Origin of the sequence: Pedobacter montanisoli, assembly GCF_022809115.1 — a bacterium.
Lineage (GTDB): Bacteria > Bacteroidota > Bacteroidia > Sphingobacteriales > Sphingobacteriaceae > Pedobacter > Pedobacter montanisoli.
Genome location: NZ_JALGBH010000001.1, coordinates 1,036,599 through 1,054,456, shown reverse-complemented (window position 1 = coordinate 1,054,456; position 17,858 = coordinate 1,036,599). Strand labels below are relative to the sequence as shown.

Below are 17,858 nucleotides of genomic sequence, written 5' to 3'. Positions count from 1 at the left end.
CAATTGCATTTTGAAAGTGTCCAATCGGACAATTTTGGTAAAATATCACACGGATTTAGCTAAGCTTGGCAAATAATTGTAAGTTTAAAATCCGAAACTGATTTTATGCCCAAACCCCTAAAAATCTTACAGGCTTCTGCCGGCTCGGGTAAAACTTTTAGCCTTGCCGCGCATTATCTTACCTTATTGTTCAGCAATGAGAATAAGTACAGGGAAATATTGGCCGTAACTTTTACCAATAAAGCTACCGAAGAGATGAAAACACGTATTCTCTCGGAGTTAAAAGACCTGGCTCAAGGCAATAAAAAAGCAGAAGCCTACCAAAATATCATTTTAAAGGCTCATCCACATTTTAACGCAGAAACCTTAAAGCTGCAAGCCGACCTCATTTATCGCAGAATTCTGCATGATTACAGTCGTTTTGCTGTAAGTACCATAGACGGTTTTGTGCAAAAGGTAATTAGAGGTTTTGCCTTTGAACTGGGGCTAAACGCAGATTATAATTTAGAGATGAATTATGATAAAGTTAAGGATGAACTGGTAGCCAAACTTGATAAGAATTTAGATCATAATAAAAATTTACTGCAGTGGATCATAGATCTGGCACTTGAACGCATTAGCGAAAATAAAAGCTGGAACTATAAAGATGAGCTTTCACGTCTCATCGGCGAAATTTTTAAGGAAAGCTTTGAAGTATTTGAAGAAGCACTGCACCAAACTGGGCTCGAAAACGTTGATGAGCTTTTTAAGCAATACGTACTTATCACCAAAAAGCAATTAACAGATTATGAAAATGACCTGACCGCATTAGGTGAAGAAGGCTTTAAGTTATTTGAAAAGCACAACATTACCGTAGATCAGCTCAAAGGAAAATCGAGAAATCCTTTATTAAAAATACAGTTGCTGGCCAATCAAAATTTTGAAAAGGTTGCCGATATCTTCAAAATGGAGGATGACCCTGATAATTGGTTTCAAAAAGGTGTTGACCTACCTGGTTTTTACCAGGAATTTAATGCGCTGATCAAAAGATTAAGAGCTTACCACGAGAGCAATTTACCTGCCTATACGCTTGCCGCTGCATTTAACAAAAACCTGTATTATATGCGTATTATGCAGGAAGTTGCATTACTGTTAAGTGAATACCGTAATGAGAATGACAATCTGTTGATTAGCGACGCGCAGAAACTAATTACTGGAATTACAGATGATGCAGGAGAAAATCCCTCTTTTATCTGGGAGAAAGTAGGTTCAAAATATCAAAATTTCCTGTTCGATGAATTTCAGGATACCTCTGGTAGCCAATGGAAAAGCTTTAGGTCATTACTTAAAAATGCAATGGCAGCTCCCAGCGAAAAAATGATCGATAACTTAATTGTGGGCGATACCAAGCAATCCATTTATCGTTGGCGAGGCGGAGATTGGAACATTTTGTACCAACAGGCAAAAAGTGACGTAGGTTTTGAACAGGTTTTGGAAGACAGTTTAGAGGAGAACTATCGCAGTACATCAAATATCATCAAATTTAATAATTATCTGTATCAGTCTATTCCCCTACTGTTGCAAACGCAGCTCAACAATCTGCTCGCAGAAAATGCAACGCTTGAACAGTGGTGGCAGCAAATGGGCTTTAGCCAGATCATCACTTCTATTTATAATGGCGCCAGTCAGAATTTAGCCAGCAGCACCAAATCTGGTGGTGTAATTAAGGTTAAACGATTTGGGAAAGAAGAAGAAAGCGGCCGTTACACCGAAACCGTATTCAGAGACCAGGTTCTTACAGATGTGATTATAGAAATCAAAGACCTGATCGCCAACAAAAAATACCAGGCCAAAGACATTGCGATATTGGTTCGTTCAAACGCCGAAGCCGAATTATGTGTAAACCGTTTAATGGAAGAAGGCATTCCTGTTTTATCGGGCGATGCGCTCTTAATCGCCAGCAATTCGGCTATACAATTGATCATCAACACCCTGAAAATTTTGGTGGGTTTAAATGAACAAACCGCATTATATAAAGCCAACGCTATTTCCTTATACCATTACATTCAGCAAAAAGAGGTAAATGTTAGCCAGTATTTTGATCTTAAAACCAAAGACCTTTCGCAGCTTGCAGATGTATTGCCACAGTCTTTATGCGAAAACTGGCAAACCTGGTTACAGCTGCCACTTTCAGAGCTGATCGAGAACCTGATCGAAAGTTATGGCATAGGCCAATCAGATGTGCACCTGCCTTATCTATTAGCTTTTAGAGATCTAGCCGGACAAGCTACCAGATTAGGAGAAAAAGGCATTGTTTCTTTTTTAAAATGGTGGGATGAAGATGGCTGTAAGAAATCTTTACCATCTCCCGAAAAAGCAGAAGCTGTACAAATTATTACCATACATAAATCTAAAGGGTTAGCTTTCAGAGCTGTGTTTATTCCGTTTTGCTTGTGGAGTTTAAAAACAAAATCAGACAGCATATTTTGGGTACCAGCACATGAAACAGCCTACCACCAATTAGGCGGCATGCCTTTACGGTTTAGCGATGCTTTAGCCAACAGTAAAGTAGCTAAATCTTACTTTGAAGAAGTGCTATATAGTGGTATGGATAGCCTGAATATGCTATATGTGGCTACCACAAGAGCCATCGATTATATGTATTTGGGTGTAATGGATAAAACAGACCGTTCTAAGATTACTGTAATTGGTGATATCCTCGCTAAGTCTTTAACAGATCTCGATTTGTCTTTTGATGAAACCAATGAATATATGATTGATGAATATGTAAGTACAGTTGGTACAGATGAAGAAAAACAACTGATCAGTTTGGCACAATATCCTACAACAGAACGCTTATCCGAGTTATATGTTCCTCCACAGGAAAAGCATTTAAAGCATATCTTAAATATCGAAAAATCGGGTCGCAAAGGTTCTATTTTACATGATATTTTAGCCAATGCCAATACAGAAACCGGAGTTGAAAATTACCTTTGGAAATTACTGATTGATGGCGATATCACATCAGATGAGAAGGACAAATTAAAGACAGATGTATTAGAGGTGTTGAATCATCCTGAATTAAAGGACCTGTTTGCCGGTTCTTCAGCGCATATTATTGAGCAGAATATCATTGATGTCAATGGAAAACTCCATCGCCCCGATAGGATTATAATCAAAGCGGATCAAGTTATCATTCTTGATTATAAGTTTACCCTTGCAAAAAGCGATTTACACATTCAACAGCTCCAAACGTATAAAGAACTTTTAAAACAAATGGGCTATGAACATATCCGGTCGTACCTGTTTTATGCTGTAACTCAAGAATTGGTAGAGGTTTAAACATTAGCAATATATCATGACTCCATTTTTAAAAGAAGTTGCCCAAGATCTCTATAACAAATTTGGTTTGGATATACAGCATTGTGCTATTGTTTTTAACAACAAACGTCCAGCTACCTATATCCAGAAATACTTAGCTGATATTGTCCAAAAGCCATTTTTTAGTCCTAAGATCTATACCATACAAGAATTCTTTTCTGCTGCCGTGCCAGAAAAAGTAGCAGATTTTTATTTACAGTTCTTCACGCTACTTGAAATTTACAACCAGTTACTTAAAGAAGAAGATTTACAACCGCTCAAAAGCAGTCACTTTTTTCCTTTGGCCAAAATTATCTTAAGCGATTTTAGTCAAATAGATAATGATCTGATTGATGCCGATAAGTTATACCGGGAATTGGAAGACATTTCCAAGATCAATTTAGAATTCGATTACCTCACTTCAGAGCAATATCAGTTCCTTTCGCAGTTCTGGCAATCGTACTCAGAAGGCAGGCATAAACGCCAACAAGAACTGTTTATACAGATGTGGCGACGTATGCCAAAGCTGTATCATTTATTTCATCAAAGGTTAAAAGAAAAGCATTGCATCACCAACGCCGGTGCATACAGATATTTAGCTAACACAAATATTGGCGAAGTAGATTTTATCAAAGACTTTGAAAAAGGTAAAATTGTATTTGTAGGATTTAATGCGCTAAGTAGAGCTGAAGCTAAATTATTTACCCAATTACAAGAAAGCGGAAAAGCTATTTTTTATTTTGATACAGACAGCTATTACCTAAACGATCCTTTACAGGAAGCGGGACTGTTCTTGCGTAAAAATATTGAGCAGCTCCAGCTCAAAAATGAATTTGACAATGAAGTAAGTTATCTGAAAGCGCAAAACAGACCTGTAAATGTTTATCAGGTGCAAGGGCAGGCCGCTCAGGCCAAAATTCTGAATAATATTCTTGAAAAGGATTATTTAAAACACGAGGAAGTAAGTACCACAGCTGTAATTTTAGCGGATGAATCATTATTGATCCCTGCATTACAAACCATCCCTGTAAATTTTCAGGACCATGCGGTTGAACTGAACGTAACCATGGGATTTCCTTTGAATATCTCTACAGTTTACGGCCTTGCAGATCTTTGGCTCAGCACGCAATTGGAGCTCAGATCAAAAGATAGCAAAAGCAAGGTAGGCTATGAAAACATAGAAGCCTTTCTAAGTCATCCTTTAACCGGAATAACCCAAGCCAATAAAAGCAAGATCTTAAAAAAATTACTGGAAGAAAATGCTGTTGAAGTAGATAGTCAACGTTTACTTAACCAAAAAGGCATTTTTGAAAAGTTTTATACCAGAGTAGAAGAATCTTCAAAACTTATACCACAATTGTTAGATGTGATGGAGTTCCTTCTTCAACGCCTATCCAATCGAAAGACTTTAAAAAAGATCGATGCCGAATTACTGGTAAAAACTATACAAGAACTAAACCGTTTAAATGATACCATAACCTCATACATAGCCAGCGAAGAACTTGAGTTTGTAATTACCCTTATTCAAAAAGCTTTACAAAGTATCAGCGTACCTTTAAGCGGCGATCCTTTAAATGGCATACAGCTTATGGGCTTGTTAGAAACCCGTAACCTGAATTTTGATAAAGTTGTATTTTTAGGCTTTAATGAAGGTATTATCCCTAAAACATCTATTGGCAGTAGCTTTATTCCAGATAGCATCAGGCGTGTATTTGGCTTACCTGTATTAGAAAACTTAGATGCCATTTCTTCTTATATGGTATATCGTCTATTACAGAGGTCGAAAAATATAAATTTTGTCTATAATGCTTTAACGGATGAAAGCACAACCGGAGAAGCCAGTAGAATATTAAAACAATTGGCTTATGAAAGTGGCTATGATTTTAACTATTATGAACTTAATTTAAATATCGCTACCGAACAAGGAAAAGATCTGGAAATCAACAAAAACAACCCTCAAATCATAGCAGCCCTCAACAGATTTTTAACCAAGCAAAAAACCATCTCTCCTTCTGCACTCTCTACATATATAGCCAATCCTGTAGATTTCTTTTTTAACTACATAGCAGGCATCAAAGAGCCACAGGAAGTTACAGGAACTATAGAAGCCAATGAACTGGGCACTATTTTGCACCTGGTAATGGAAAAGTTTTATGAGCCATTTAAAGGCTTACAGGTAAACAAAGCACAAATTCATGAGCAGCGTAAAAATTTAAGAGCTGTAATTAATGCGGCATTTTGCGAAACAAGAAAACTTCCTTTAAATACCAGCGAATTTTCGGGTATGCAAGAAGTGGTGATGGCGATAGTAAATGCTTATGCCAATATCATCCTCGACAGAGACGAAAATGAAGCTCCGTTTAAAATCATTGACCTAGAATACAAAATTAGCGTAGAAATTCCTTTTGAACTAAATGGCAAACAGGAAAGCATCAAAATCTATGGTATTGTTGACAGGGTTGATGAAAAAGATGGCATAGTTAGAATCATTGATTATAAAACAGGCAAAGACAAGCTAAGTTACGGCGCCATTGATAAGCTTTTTGATACGGATGACAAACACATCAACAAGGCTCTGATTCAAACATTATTGTACACCTATGCTTTTGAAATACAATCAGGCATGAAAGATGTTGAGCCAAATCTGTACGTGGTAAGAACCATGAGCGATGGTAATGTGCATTTTAAAAGTGGTAGACAAACACTTAAACACGAGTACCTTGCAGAGACCAAGGCCGAGTTTTTAGCTAACCTACAGCTAAAACTACAAGAATTATTTGACCTGAACATACCATTCAAGGTTAGTGCCATACCAGACAATTACCAATACTCTATATACAAAACATTGTTTAACCGATAAAAATGTCAGATATTTTTTAGGTTTGTAAAAACCCCGTTCACCATATTAAACCAACCATAATTAAAACATGAAGATTAAAAAAATATGGAGCAGCATTGCAGGTTTACTTTTACTGCTCCCGGCATTAACGTATGCCCAAAAACAAACTTATTTTGCTTCCTATCCCGCTCTCTCACCAGACGGACAAACCATTGTATTTAGCTACGATGGCGACATCTGGAAAGTCCCTGTAAAAGGCGGCCTGGCTTCACGTATTACAGCCATGCAAGGCGAAGAAATCAACCCTAAAATATCTCCTGATGGAAAATGGTTGGCTTTTTCTTCTAATCAATATGGAAATTTTGATGTATATATAATGCCTATGAGTGGCGGCGACATCAAACAGTTGACCTTTAATGACGCAGCAGATGAAGTGGACAACTGGAGTTGGGATTCTAAAACAATTTATTTCACATCGAGCAGGTACAATAATTATTCTAGCTATAAAGTAAACATCAATGGCGGTACAGCAGTTCGTCTATTTGACAACTATTTTAACACCACGCATAACATTGCCGAAGCTCCGGATGGTAATCTCTTTTTCAATGATACCTGGGAAAGCAGAAACTTTACCAACCGTAAACGTTACAAAGGCGCATACAATCCAGATATTCAATCGTACAACCCTAAAACAAAAACTTATAAACGATATACAGATTATATAGGAAAAGATTTCTGGACTACCATAGACCAAAAGGGCAACATTTATTTTGTTTCTGATGAAGCCAATGATGAATATAATCTCTATACTTTCATAAATGGCAAAAAAACTGCACTTACTAAATTCGATACATCCATTAAAAGACCTTTTGTTGCTGCCAATGGCAATACTGTAGTTTTTGAAAAAGATTACCAGTTATATGTGTATGATGTTGCCAATAAAAAAGCAGAAAAAGTAGATATTTCTACTTTTAGAAACCAAACTCTTGCCAAAGAACAAGAGTATGAAGTAAGGGCAAATATTTCCAACTTTGATGTTTCACCCGATGGTAAAAAAATGGCTTTCATTTCAAGAGGGGAGCTTTTTGTAAGTGATGTAGATGGAAAATTCATCCGTAAAATCAGCAACAGTGGCGAACGCGCTTTAGAACTGAAATGGCTGGCCGACAACAAAACCATCTTGTTTAACCAAACCACAGAAGGTTACCAGAACTGGTTTACCATTACAGGCGATGGTAAATCTGCACCTAAGCAATTAACTACCGACAAAGCCAATAACCATGACATCAGCTTTAACAAAGCCAGAACACAGGCAGTATATTTGAGCGGCCGTAACGAGCTGCGCATCATGGATCTGAAAACATTCCAGAGCAAAACCGTGGTAAGAGATGAATTTTGGGCTATCCAGAACTCTTCTCCTAGCTTCTCTCCTAATGATCAGTATTTGTTATTTACCGCTTACCGCAACTTTGAGCAAGATATTTTTGTGCACGATATTAAGGCTAACAAAACGATTAACTTAACCAATACAGGAGTTACAGAAGCAGGGCCAATTTGGTCGCCAGATGGGCGTTACATCTACTTTACCAGCTCACGTACAAAGCCATCTTATCCGCTTGGCATGGAAGATGCCCATGTTTACCGCATGGCTTTAGATTACTATGATACGCCTTATCGCTCAGATAAATTTGATGAGTTGTTTAAAGAAAATGCTCCTGTAGCACCAAAAGAAACCACTCCGGCAAAAGAAGATAAAAAACCTACAGATACTGCAAAGAAAAAGGCAGAAGAAAAACCGGCTACCAAACTCATCACCATCAATACACAACGTATTTTAGACCGCATAGAGCTGGTAAGTCCAGCGTTTGGCACACAATATCTTACAGATGTTTTGGCCAAAGGCGACAAAACTTATGTGTTTTATTCATCCAGTCACGAAGGCTTTCCAATGTCAACCTACAGAACGGTTATAGAGCCTTTTGAGAACAATAAAACAGAAAAAGTTACCGAAGGTGGTTTTGGTATTGCAGAAGTTGCAGGCAAATATTTTGTAATAGCCCGTGGCGCAATCAGCAAGTATAATATCGATGCCAATAAATTGGATAAGATAGACCATACCTATAAATTCACTAAAAACCTGAATGCAGAGTTTAACCAGATGTTCTATGAAACCTGGGTAGGCTTAGATGAAAATTTCTATGACGAAAATTTTCATGGTGTAGATTGGGAAAAAATGAAAAAAAGGTACGCGGCATATTTGCCTTACCTTAACAACCGTACAGATTTACGTATCCTTCTAAACGACATGCTAGGCGAATTAAATTCTTCGCATATGGGCTTTAACAGCTTTGGGACCGAAGAACGCAAAAGCCTAAATTTTGTGACCAATGAAACAGGGATCATCTTCAACAATGAAAACCCATACCAGGTAGAACGAATTGTTGCTAAAAGTAATGCAGCCCTGTTAAAAGACAAAATTGCCAAAGGAGACGTGCTAACCCACGTGAACGGTGTTAAAGTAGATGCTGCCACAGACAGAGATTACTACTTTACCAAACCTTCTTTAGATAAAGAAATGAGCTTAACCTTTTTGCGCAATGGTAAATCGGTAGATGTAAACATCCATCCGCAAAGCTCTGGCGCATTAAAATCAAATTTATATGATGAATGGATCGCCAATAACCGTAAAAATGTAGAAGAATGGGGTAAAAACCGAATCGCCTATTCATACATGAAAAACATGAGCAAAGGTGAGCTGGAAACCTTCTTATTGGATATGGTAGAGCAAGAAAACAACAAAGATGCGGTTATTCTGGATTTAAGATACAACACCGGAGGTAATGTGCATGACGAGGTTCTGCGCTTTTTATCGCAACGCCCGTACCTGAAATGGAAATACAGAGGCGGCGCCATTTCACCGCAAAGTAATTTTGCTCCAGCCGCTAAACCTATTGTATTGCTGATCAATGAACAATCGCTAAGTGATGCAGAAATGACTGCAGCAGGTTTTAAACAACTTAAATTAGGCAAAATAATAGGTACAGAAACTTATCGTTGGATTATTTTCACTTCGGCAAAAGGCCTGGTTGATGGTTCTTCATATCGTTTACCTTCATGGGGATGTTACACCATGGACGGCAAAAACTTAGAAAAAGAAGGTGTTTCTCCTGATATTTATGTGAAGAATACTTTCGAAGACCGTTTAGCTGGTCGCGATCCGCAACTGGAAAGAGCTATTGCGGAGATCATGAAAGACCTGAAATAGAATATGTAAACCCATTTTAACTGTTGGGATGATTATTCCCAACAGTTAATTAATAATTTCAAACATGTTAGAACTATCTTTTAGCCCCTTCCCGGTTCTGGAAACAGAACGCCTGATTTTGAGAGAACATAACATCGATGATGCGACTGCATTGTTTGATATGCGCAAAGACGAAGAAGTGATGCGCTATATCGACAGAGAAAGACCCAAAACAATAGAGGATATCTATGCCTTTATCCGCAAACTTAACCAGGACTTTAAGCAGGGACAGAGTTTAGCATGGATCATTGCTTTAAAAGATACCCCACAACAAATGATTGGCTCTATTGGCTATTGGCGAACAGACCTGCCTAACCACCGTGCTGAGATTGGTTACATGCTGCACCCAGATTACTGGCGTAAAGGCATTATCAGCGAAGCACTCAAAGCCTCTATAGATTTTGGTTTTAATGAGATTAATCTTCACAGTATAAATGCCAATATCAACCCCGGTAACGATGCATCAAGAGCATTGTTATTGAAACATGGTTTCGTTAAAGAAGCTTACTTTAGAGAAAATTATTATTTCAATGGAAAATTTCTGGATAGTGAAATCTATGGATTGCTTAAAAGTGACATTTCATTGTAACTAATCCACTATCATTAAGCGAGTTTCATAATTTTTAATTAAATTTAAGTAAAGTCATTACTATGAAACTCCTTATCCATTTATTCAAAAAGCAATATAAAATACTGATTGCACTGTTTACATTAAGCTTTGGTTTATTGTTAATCAGTTGTATCAACAAAGCACAGAACTCCGATAATCCTCCAGAATTTGAGGTTAAAACTGTAGTTAGTGGACTCAACATGCCTTGGGCAATGGCATTTCTACCTGATGGAAACATCCTGGTTACTGAACGTGGCGGAAAATTACGCCTTGTAAAAAATGGGATTTTAGACCCACAGGAAATTACCGGAATCCCTAAAGTTTATTACCGCGGACAGGGTGGCTTACTGGATATAGTCTTACACCCTCACTATAAAGAAAACGGCTGGATTTATATGAGTTTTGCCTCTCCTAAAAAAGACGGTGAAACGGGCGATGATAACGGTGCCAATACAGAACTGATCAGAGCTAAACTTAACGGACATACCCTTACCAACATAGAACATTTATACAAAGCCCAGCCTAATGTAAGAGCAAACATACATTTTGGCGGACGTATTCTTTTTGATGGGAAAGGTTATGTTTATCTTTCTTTAGGTGAAAGAGGGCAAAAAGAAGAAGCTCAAAACTTAGCCAAAGCACAAGGCAAAATTGTACGCTTACATGAAGATGGCAAGATCCCTGCTGATAATCCTTTTGTAAACCAGAAAAATGCAAGACCTGAAATCTGGACTTACGGACATCGTAATCCACAAGGATTGGTTATCCATCCGGCAACAAGGGTAATCTGGGAGCATGAGCATGGCCCACAAGGAGGCGATGAGTTAAATATCATTGAGAAAGGCAAAAATTATGGCTGGCCTTTAATTACTTATGGCATAGATTACGATAACTCTATCATTTCTGATAAAACCGCAGCACCTGGAATGGAACAACCCGTTATTCACTGGACTCCATCTATAGCACCCTGCGGCATGACCTTTATTACAAGCGACCGGTTTAAAGGTTGGAAAGGCGACCTGATTGTAGGTTCGTTAAAATTCATGTACCTTGAACACCTCAGCATCAAAGATAATAAAGTAGTAAAAAAAGAAGTGATCCTAGATAAGATTGGTCGTGTAAGAGATGTTAAACAAGGACCTGATGGCTACCTCTATGTGGTATTGGAAAACACAGGTTCTATTGTAAGAGTTAAACCTAAAGCTTAAAACAATGAAAATAGTTATCAGTTTTATCTGTGCAGCAATATATGGTTTAACTTTTTTTTCCTGCCCACAAAATGATGAACTAACCAAAAGCATCAACCGGGGGAAACAAATCTATACCGAGAACTGTATTACTTGTCATTTAGGCAACGGACAGGGTGTAAAAGGTACCTTTCCTCCTTTAGCAAATGCTGATTTTTTAATTAAATATCCCGAAAAATCTATACATGCCATCAAATTTGGTTTACAAGGCGCTATACAGGTAAATGGTGAAACTTATAAAAGTGCAATGGCCCCTTCAGGACTTGAAGATGATGAAATAGCAGATGTAATGAATTACATTAGAAATGCTTTTGGCAATAAAAACAGTAAGTTAATCACGGTTAAAGCGGTGGCTGATATCAAAGAAAAGCAATAAGAGTTTGTACTTAAAATCAGGCAGTGTAAATTGCACAAAATTTACGATATGCCAGAATTGCTTCTGCTTACTGTTTTGATGATTCCACAACTTGTGGCCGGTATCTATGCAAAAAGTATAGGGAAGAATTTTTGGTTCTGGTTTTTCATTTCCTTTCTTATTCCAATTATCTCATTAGTCATTTTACTAATTATTGATTCTAAAAACCCAAAAAAAGAAATGAAAAAGGGATATAAACTGGCAGATCATGTAGAACAGACAAAAGCTGGCAAAGAAAGAACAGAAGATACCTGAAAATAAGCCATTGGTAAAATGATTCCCAAGTACCTTCTGTAATCAGAGCCCATAACTTATGCTAAGGGAGTTACTTCTAATATTTTATAGAACTTAACCCCTTCGGGCATTTCCCAACTTAGCTCAGCACCTTCCTCATAACCCAACAAAGCGATACCTATTGGCGATAAGATAGAAAGGGTATTATGTTTTCTCCTGGCTTTTTGAGGGGCAACCAGATTATATTCATATTCTGCTCCTGTTTCAAGTTCTTTTACCTTTACTTTTTTGTTGAGATCCACAATCTTTTCAGGCACATCTTTTCTTAGAACCTGATTGGCATATTTTAATTCCTGATCTAACTTCAGTTCATTATGCCTGCTTAACTTCTTTTTGTTGATAAAGATTTTCAATAGGTCATAAATTCCTCTGGTAATAATGATAGGGGTTTCATTGGTTTTTACTGCAATAGTACTCATGATGTATGTTTTAAAATTGATTAAAATTCCTGTTCTCTCAGTTTTTGAAACATGCCTCAGCGCAATGCCGAGGCTTAAACATCAAAGTCGGTAGCACATACCCAATGACAAATGAAGAAACGCATGGTTTTAAAGCTTAAAAAAATGATATACCGTATAAGACAAATCTTACACAGCGTTAGAATTAACAATAATGTACAAAAGGAAATCCCGGACTAGAGAACAGCCGGGCAAAAAACATTAAAGTCTTTATAATTTGAGAAGAAATACATTTTTTCAAATAGGATCATGCTATTTAAATTTTTATCCCTTTTTCTCAAAGATAGGCTTTATAATATTGAAAAGCTAATTTGGTAGGCGAACCAAAAGGAAAAGGCTGCTTCTAAGTCTTTGGAAATTAACCTTAGTACTTTGAAACAGCCTCTTATTTGTTTAAATGTATCTTATTTTACATCAGTACCTCTCAAAGGGTAATTTTGTGGAGGGTCTGCATCCAGCAAGTTTTTCACAAAATAATCCCATCTGCGGCGCATCATGTAAGGGCTAAACTGTCCAAAACCATGTGCACTATTCGGATAAACAATCAGGTCAAAATCTTTATTGGCTTTGATTAAGGCATCAACCACCAACATAGTATTATATGGAGGTACGTTGTTATCCATCAAGCCATGGGCCAACATTAATTTACCTTTTAAATTTTTAGCATAAGTTTGGTTAGCCTGCGCGGCATAATCTACGTTCTCCATTAAACCATTATATCTTTCGCCCCAATCATCTTCATAGTTACGGTTATCGTGGTTACCAGATTCAGATATACCTACTTTAAAGAAATCAGGATAACGGAAAAGCGCAGCAGCAGTTGCAAAACCACCACCTGAATGTCCCCAGATACCAACTTTATCAATATCAATAGGATATTTTTCTGCCAGTTGCTTAATCGCTGTTATTTGATCAGGAAGTGTATTCTCGGCCATATTGCCGTAATTCATATCATGAAAACTCTTAGAACGGAAAGGATTTCCGGTTCCTTCTATCAAGACTACAATAAAGCCTAATTCTGCCAGCGCCTGATGATCACCTCTCGCAATAGAGAAAGCCCAACTACCAACACTTCCACCCTGCGGACCAGGATAGATGTAATCGATTACCGGATATTTCTTGTTAGGTTCCATTTTGCTTGGTGTAAATACCAACCCGTATATATCGGTTTTACCATCATGCGCTTTTACGTTCACTACATCAGGTGTTTTCCAACCTGCAGCCTGCAGTTTAGAAAGATCGGCCTTTTCAAAAGTATGTAAAGCTTTGCCTTTTGCATCTCTAACAACACTTACTGGAGCTACGTTCGGTTGTGAATAGGTATCTACAAGGTAATTGTCTGATGGCGAGAAAACAGCTTGGTGATTACCCAAATCAGGTGTAAGTAAAGTTAAACCTTTACCATCAAAGCCAATTTTATATACATAAGCAAAATAAGGGTTGCCTTGCTCGCGACCGTAACCTGTGAAATACAATTGTCTGTTCTTCTCATCAACTTTAAGCAATCTGCCTACCAACCAATTCCCTTTAGTGATCTGATTTTTCAGTTTACCGGTCTTCGCATCATACAGATACATATGCCCCCAGTCATCACGCTCAGAGTACCATAAAATTTCATTGGTTTTAGGTAAGTAGCGCCAGTTAACTGTTCCTCTACCCGATTCGAATTGTGTTTGAACCACTTCTTCAAATACCTCTCTAACTTCGCCTGTAGTAGCGTTGGCAATTCTAAGTTTAGAAATTTTGTGGTCTCTTGAAGTAGAGAGCAAAGCCAACTCACTGCCATCAGGGTTCCAATCAACATCTGCCAGTTGAGCTCCATCCACAATATCATCACTTAAAGAACTTCGGTGTACATCTAAAGGCATTTTAAGGCTTACAATAGCTGCCTGCTCAACATCAATCACCACTCTTCTTAATTTTGCTACCTCTTTATCGCCCGGCAATGGGTATTTCCATGCCCTCAGGGTTGGAGAACCTACATTTGTACTTACTAGGTACATATCTTTCAAATGACGCTGATCCTGTTGAAAAGTAGCCACCTTTTTAGAATCGGGCGACCATTTTACAATAGGTCTGTCACTGTTTTTCCAACCTGCGTTATCTGTTGCATAACCGTAATCTTTAACGCCATCAAAAGTTAACTGTTTGGTTGCCCCGGTTTCATTATTTCTTACCCAAAGGTTCCAGTTCTCAATGTAAACTGCTTTTTTACCATCTGGAGATGCTACGCTATTATCTCCAAAGCCACCCCTTCTTCCTGGTCCACGTTCTGCAACTGCATTATTAGCTTCTTTAGTACTAATAAGCTCGTTGGTTTTATTGTTAAATTGCCAGTTTTTACCTTCGGCCATAAAACCGATCTGTGTACCATCAGCCGAAACAGTTATACTTCTGAACGGAAGTGTTGCTGCCGTATAAGATTTGCCTGTAGATACGCTTAGTGCTTTAGCTAGTAAATCGTGGTTAAATGCTTGTGCATTTGATTTCTTTACCACATCAAACAACATAAACGTGGCACCCGATTTGGCATTGCTTACGTACCAGAACTTGGTATTATCTACCCAATTTGGCCTCACCGTTACATCATCATAATATTTATCCAGATTATATGACATAAAACCTTCGGCCCGCTGATAATCCTTATCGGTTAATTTAAGTTTTTGTGCCCCGGCAGTAAAGCCATACAGCACTAAACCAACAGTAAGTAAATTTATCTTCATTTTAATTAGTTTTTACGTAGATAAAGTTACGCTGTTTGTAGTTTAAATACCTAAAGTATTAACAATAATACATGCTAATTACCTGTAGATTTTAGTTGAAGACGCCATACTCTTAGCATTTGCAACGCCACAGAAAGCACAATAAGCAATAAGCCTGCATAAAATGCCAGACTTAATTCATGGTTCTCGTGGTAAATGATAATGGCTAAGAAAATAGTATAAAGCGGCTCGAGGTTAAAACTTAAACTTACCGTAAATGCTGATATTTTCTTCAATGCGTTCAGAATGAATACATACATCAATATGGTACAAAAGACCACCAATATCAGCAACCAGAACAAATCTTTAAGAGTGGGTAAATACCTATCTACTTTAAAGATAAAGGCAAACAAGGGCATTAATAAGGAAAAACCTAAAAAGCCCCAGGTCATTTGGTAAAGCTGTATCGTTTTTCCGGTATATTGTTCTGCAAGCTTTTTATTGAGAATGGTATAGACGGCAGAGAATAAAGAAGAAATCATTCCTAAAAAAATGCCTAATCTGTAAGTAGAATCCAAGCCAAAGATTAGTCCTATACCTAAAACGCTGATACCACTTAAAAGAACTTCCTGTATAGCAATTCTTCTTTTGCTGAGTAAAGGATCTAAAACTGCCGTAAAAAAACTGCTCAATGCAAAACAGACCACTCCTACAGAAATGTTGGCATATTTAATACTACCGTAAAAAAATACCCAGTGTATAGCCAATACAGCCCCTACTGCCCCAATCTGTATTTGCTTTTTTAAAGAGATATTAAATTTCTGTTTGCTTAATAGTGCCAGTAATACCAATATAATTCCGGCCAGCATCATCCTGTACCAGCTAATTAAAACGGCATTTAAGGTTACCAGGCGTCCAAATATTCCGGTAAAGCCGGCTAAAAGAACCGCAATATGCAATTCAATGTATGATCTTTTCATTCAACAATAAAGATAAGAGGTAAATATTAGCTTCTTATAAAAGAAAACAGGTTACCTTAAAGGCTTCACCTGTCGCTTAACAGCCAAATTGTAACGCCTTCTAAGTAACCTGTTGAGGTTAATTGAGTTTATTTATTCAATAACCGTAACTTTTATCATGTTGGTTTTACTGCGGCGCTCTAATGGAATAGCAGCAGTATTAATTACCACATCTCCTTTTTTAATTAGCTTCTTTTTCTTTAAGAACTCATTTACTTCGGTTATGGTTACGTCTGTACTTTCAAACTTATCGTAATAAAACCCTCTTACACCCCAAACCAGACTTAACGTATTTAACAGGCTTTCGTTACTTGTAAAAATAAAAATCTGTGATTGTGGCCTGTGACTTGAAACTTCAAATGCAGTATAACCACTTTGGGTCATTGAAACAATACCGGCAGCATTAGCCAATTTTGAAAGTGAGCAGGCCGAGCTACAAACCGAATCGCTTAAAAAGCTTGGTGAATGAGCTTTAAGGAACTTATCAGAGTGAAAAGGATAATTATTCTGCTCAATATTGATTATGATTTTCTGCATCGTTTCTATAACGATTACAGGAAATTCTCCCACCGATGTTTCGCCGCTCAGCATCACGGCATCAGCTCCGTCGAGCACAGAATTAGCCACATCATTTACCTCTGCACGCGTAGGTCGCGGTGTTGTGATCATACTCTCTAACATTTGAGTAGCAATAATTACCGGTTTAGAAGCTGCTCTACATTTCTTAACAATCATTTTTTGAAGTAAAGGCACTTCTTCCATAGGCATTTCAACACCTAAATCACCTCTGGCAACCATTACAGCATCTGTAACTTCAATAATTTCGTCAATATTGGCAATAGCTTCAGGTTTTTCAATTTTGGCTACAACCCTTGCTGTTTTTCCTCTTTCTTTAATGATATCTTTCAGCTCAACAATATCGCTGGCATTACGTACAAAAGACAAACCGATCCATTCTACATCATGCTCTAAAACAAAGTCCAGATTTTTACGGTCTTCTGCTGTTAAAGAAGGGATAGAAACTTTGGTGTTAGGTAGATTAACTCCTTTTCTAGAAGTTAAAATCCCTCCGTGAACCACCTCACATACTACCTCGTCCTTATAATTGGTTTCTACCACACGCATTTGTAGCTTACCATCATCTAATAAAATGATCTCACCAGCTTTTACATCTTTAGGAAAATTATCATAAGTAATGTAAATACGTTCATCATTACCAATACACTCCTGTGTTGTAATCACAGTTCTGGCACCATTTACCAGATTTATACCGCCATCTTTAACCAGTCCTATTCTGATTTTTGGTCCTTGTAAATCGGCAAGAATACCTACATTGTATTGGTGTTTTTTATTAATTGTTCTGATTGTAGAAATAACTTTTTGATGATCTTCCTGAGAGCCGTGAGAGAAATTTAACCGACAAACATCTAAACCTGCGTTGATCATACTATATAAAACTTCAGGTTTTGCCGATGCCGGTCCTAACGTTGCTACAATTTTTGTTCTGGAATGATATGGTTTCATCTTGTTATTATTTTTTTTACAAAACCCAATGCATCTGCTTTATGGCAATACGCTTACAGGTTTTATTAAGATTGCTCTGTTATTTAAAACTCAAATATAGTGTAAAT

General features: G+C 37.5%; 11 protein-coding genes. 7 read left to right on the top strand and 4 right to left on the bottom strand.

The annotated features are described in order from the left end of the window. Window positions 1–105 precede the first annotated feature (105 nt). From MMF97_RS04610 to MMF97_RS04580, 7 genes are all read left to right on the top strand, one after another. Entirely contained in the window at window positions 106–3,321 is a 3,216-nt protein-coding gene (locus MMF97_RS04610) for a UvrD-helicase domain-containing protein (protein ID WP_243359905.1), read from the top strand. Window positions 3,322–3,337: 16 nt separating this feature from the next. After that, entirely contained in the window at window positions 3,338–6,199 is a 2,862-nt protein-coding gene (locus MMF97_RS04605; protein ID WP_243359896.1) for a PD-(D/E)XK nuclease family protein, read from the top strand. 67 nt (window positions 6,200–6,266) lie between these two features. Further along, window positions 6,267–9,443: a S41 family peptidase gene (locus MMF97_RS04600; RefSeq protein ID WP_243359895.1), complete on the top strand. Its 3,177-nt coding sequence runs from the start codon at window positions 6,267–6,269 to the stop codon at window positions 9,441–9,443. Between the two features lie 64 nt (window positions 9,444–9,507). Then, window positions 9,508–10,071: a GNAT family N-acetyltransferase gene (locus MMF97_RS04595; protein WP_243359893.1), complete on the top strand. Its 564-nt coding sequence runs from the start codon at window positions 9,508–9,510 to the stop codon at window positions 10,069–10,071. Between the two features lie 62 nt (window positions 10,072–10,133). After that, window positions 10,134–11,300, top strand: a complete 1,167-nt coding sequence (locus MMF97_RS04590; protein ID WP_243359891.1) for a PQQ-dependent sugar dehydrogenase — start codon at window positions 10,134–10,136, stop codon at window positions 11,298–11,300. Between the two features lie 4 nt (window positions 11,301–11,304). Next, window positions 11,305–11,715: a c-type cytochrome gene (locus tag MMF97_RS04585; protein ID WP_243359889.1), complete on the top strand. Its 411-nt coding sequence runs from the start codon at window positions 11,305–11,307 to the stop codon at window positions 11,713–11,715. A gap of 48 nt (window positions 11,716–11,763) precedes the next feature. Then, window positions 11,764–12,009, top strand: coding sequence for a hypothetical protein (locus MMF97_RS04580; RefSeq protein WP_243359887.1), 246 nt, complete (start codon window positions 11,764–11,766; stop codon window positions 12,007–12,009). 56 nt (window positions 12,010–12,065) lie between these two features. Here the strand turns inward: MMF97_RS04580 and MMF97_RS04575 are convergent, their stop codons facing one another. The 4 genes from MMF97_RS04575 to pyk form a co-directional block, all read right to left on the bottom strand. Beyond that, window positions 12,066–12,467, bottom strand: a complete 402-nt coding sequence (locus MMF97_RS04575; RefSeq protein ID WP_243359885.1) for a GreA/GreB family elongation factor — start codon at window positions 12,465–12,467, stop codon at window positions 12,066–12,068. Window positions 12,468–12,910: 443 nt separating this feature from the next. After that, the gene (locus MMF97_RS04570; RefSeq protein ID WP_243359883.1) at window positions 12,911–15,229 is read right to left on the bottom strand and encodes a S9 family peptidase; all 2,319 of its coding nucleotides are present in this window, start codon (window positions 15,227–15,229) and stop codon (window positions 12,911–12,913) included. 74 nt (window positions 15,230–15,303) lie between these two features. Beyond that, window positions 15,304–16,188 carry a DMT family transporter gene (locus tag MMF97_RS04565; protein WP_243359881.1) on the bottom strand — a complete coding sequence of 295 codons (885 nt, stop codon included), beginning with the start codon at window positions 16,186–16,188 and terminating at the stop codon, window positions 15,304–15,306. 132 nt (window positions 16,189–16,320) lie between these two features. After that, on the bottom strand, window positions 16,321–17,751 hold the full coding sequence (gene pyk, locus MMF97_RS04560; RefSeq protein ID WP_243359879.1) for a pyruvate kinase: 1,431 nt from the start codon (window positions 17,749–17,751) through the stop codon (window positions 16,321–16,323). Window positions 17,752–17,858: the final 107 nt, after the last annotated feature.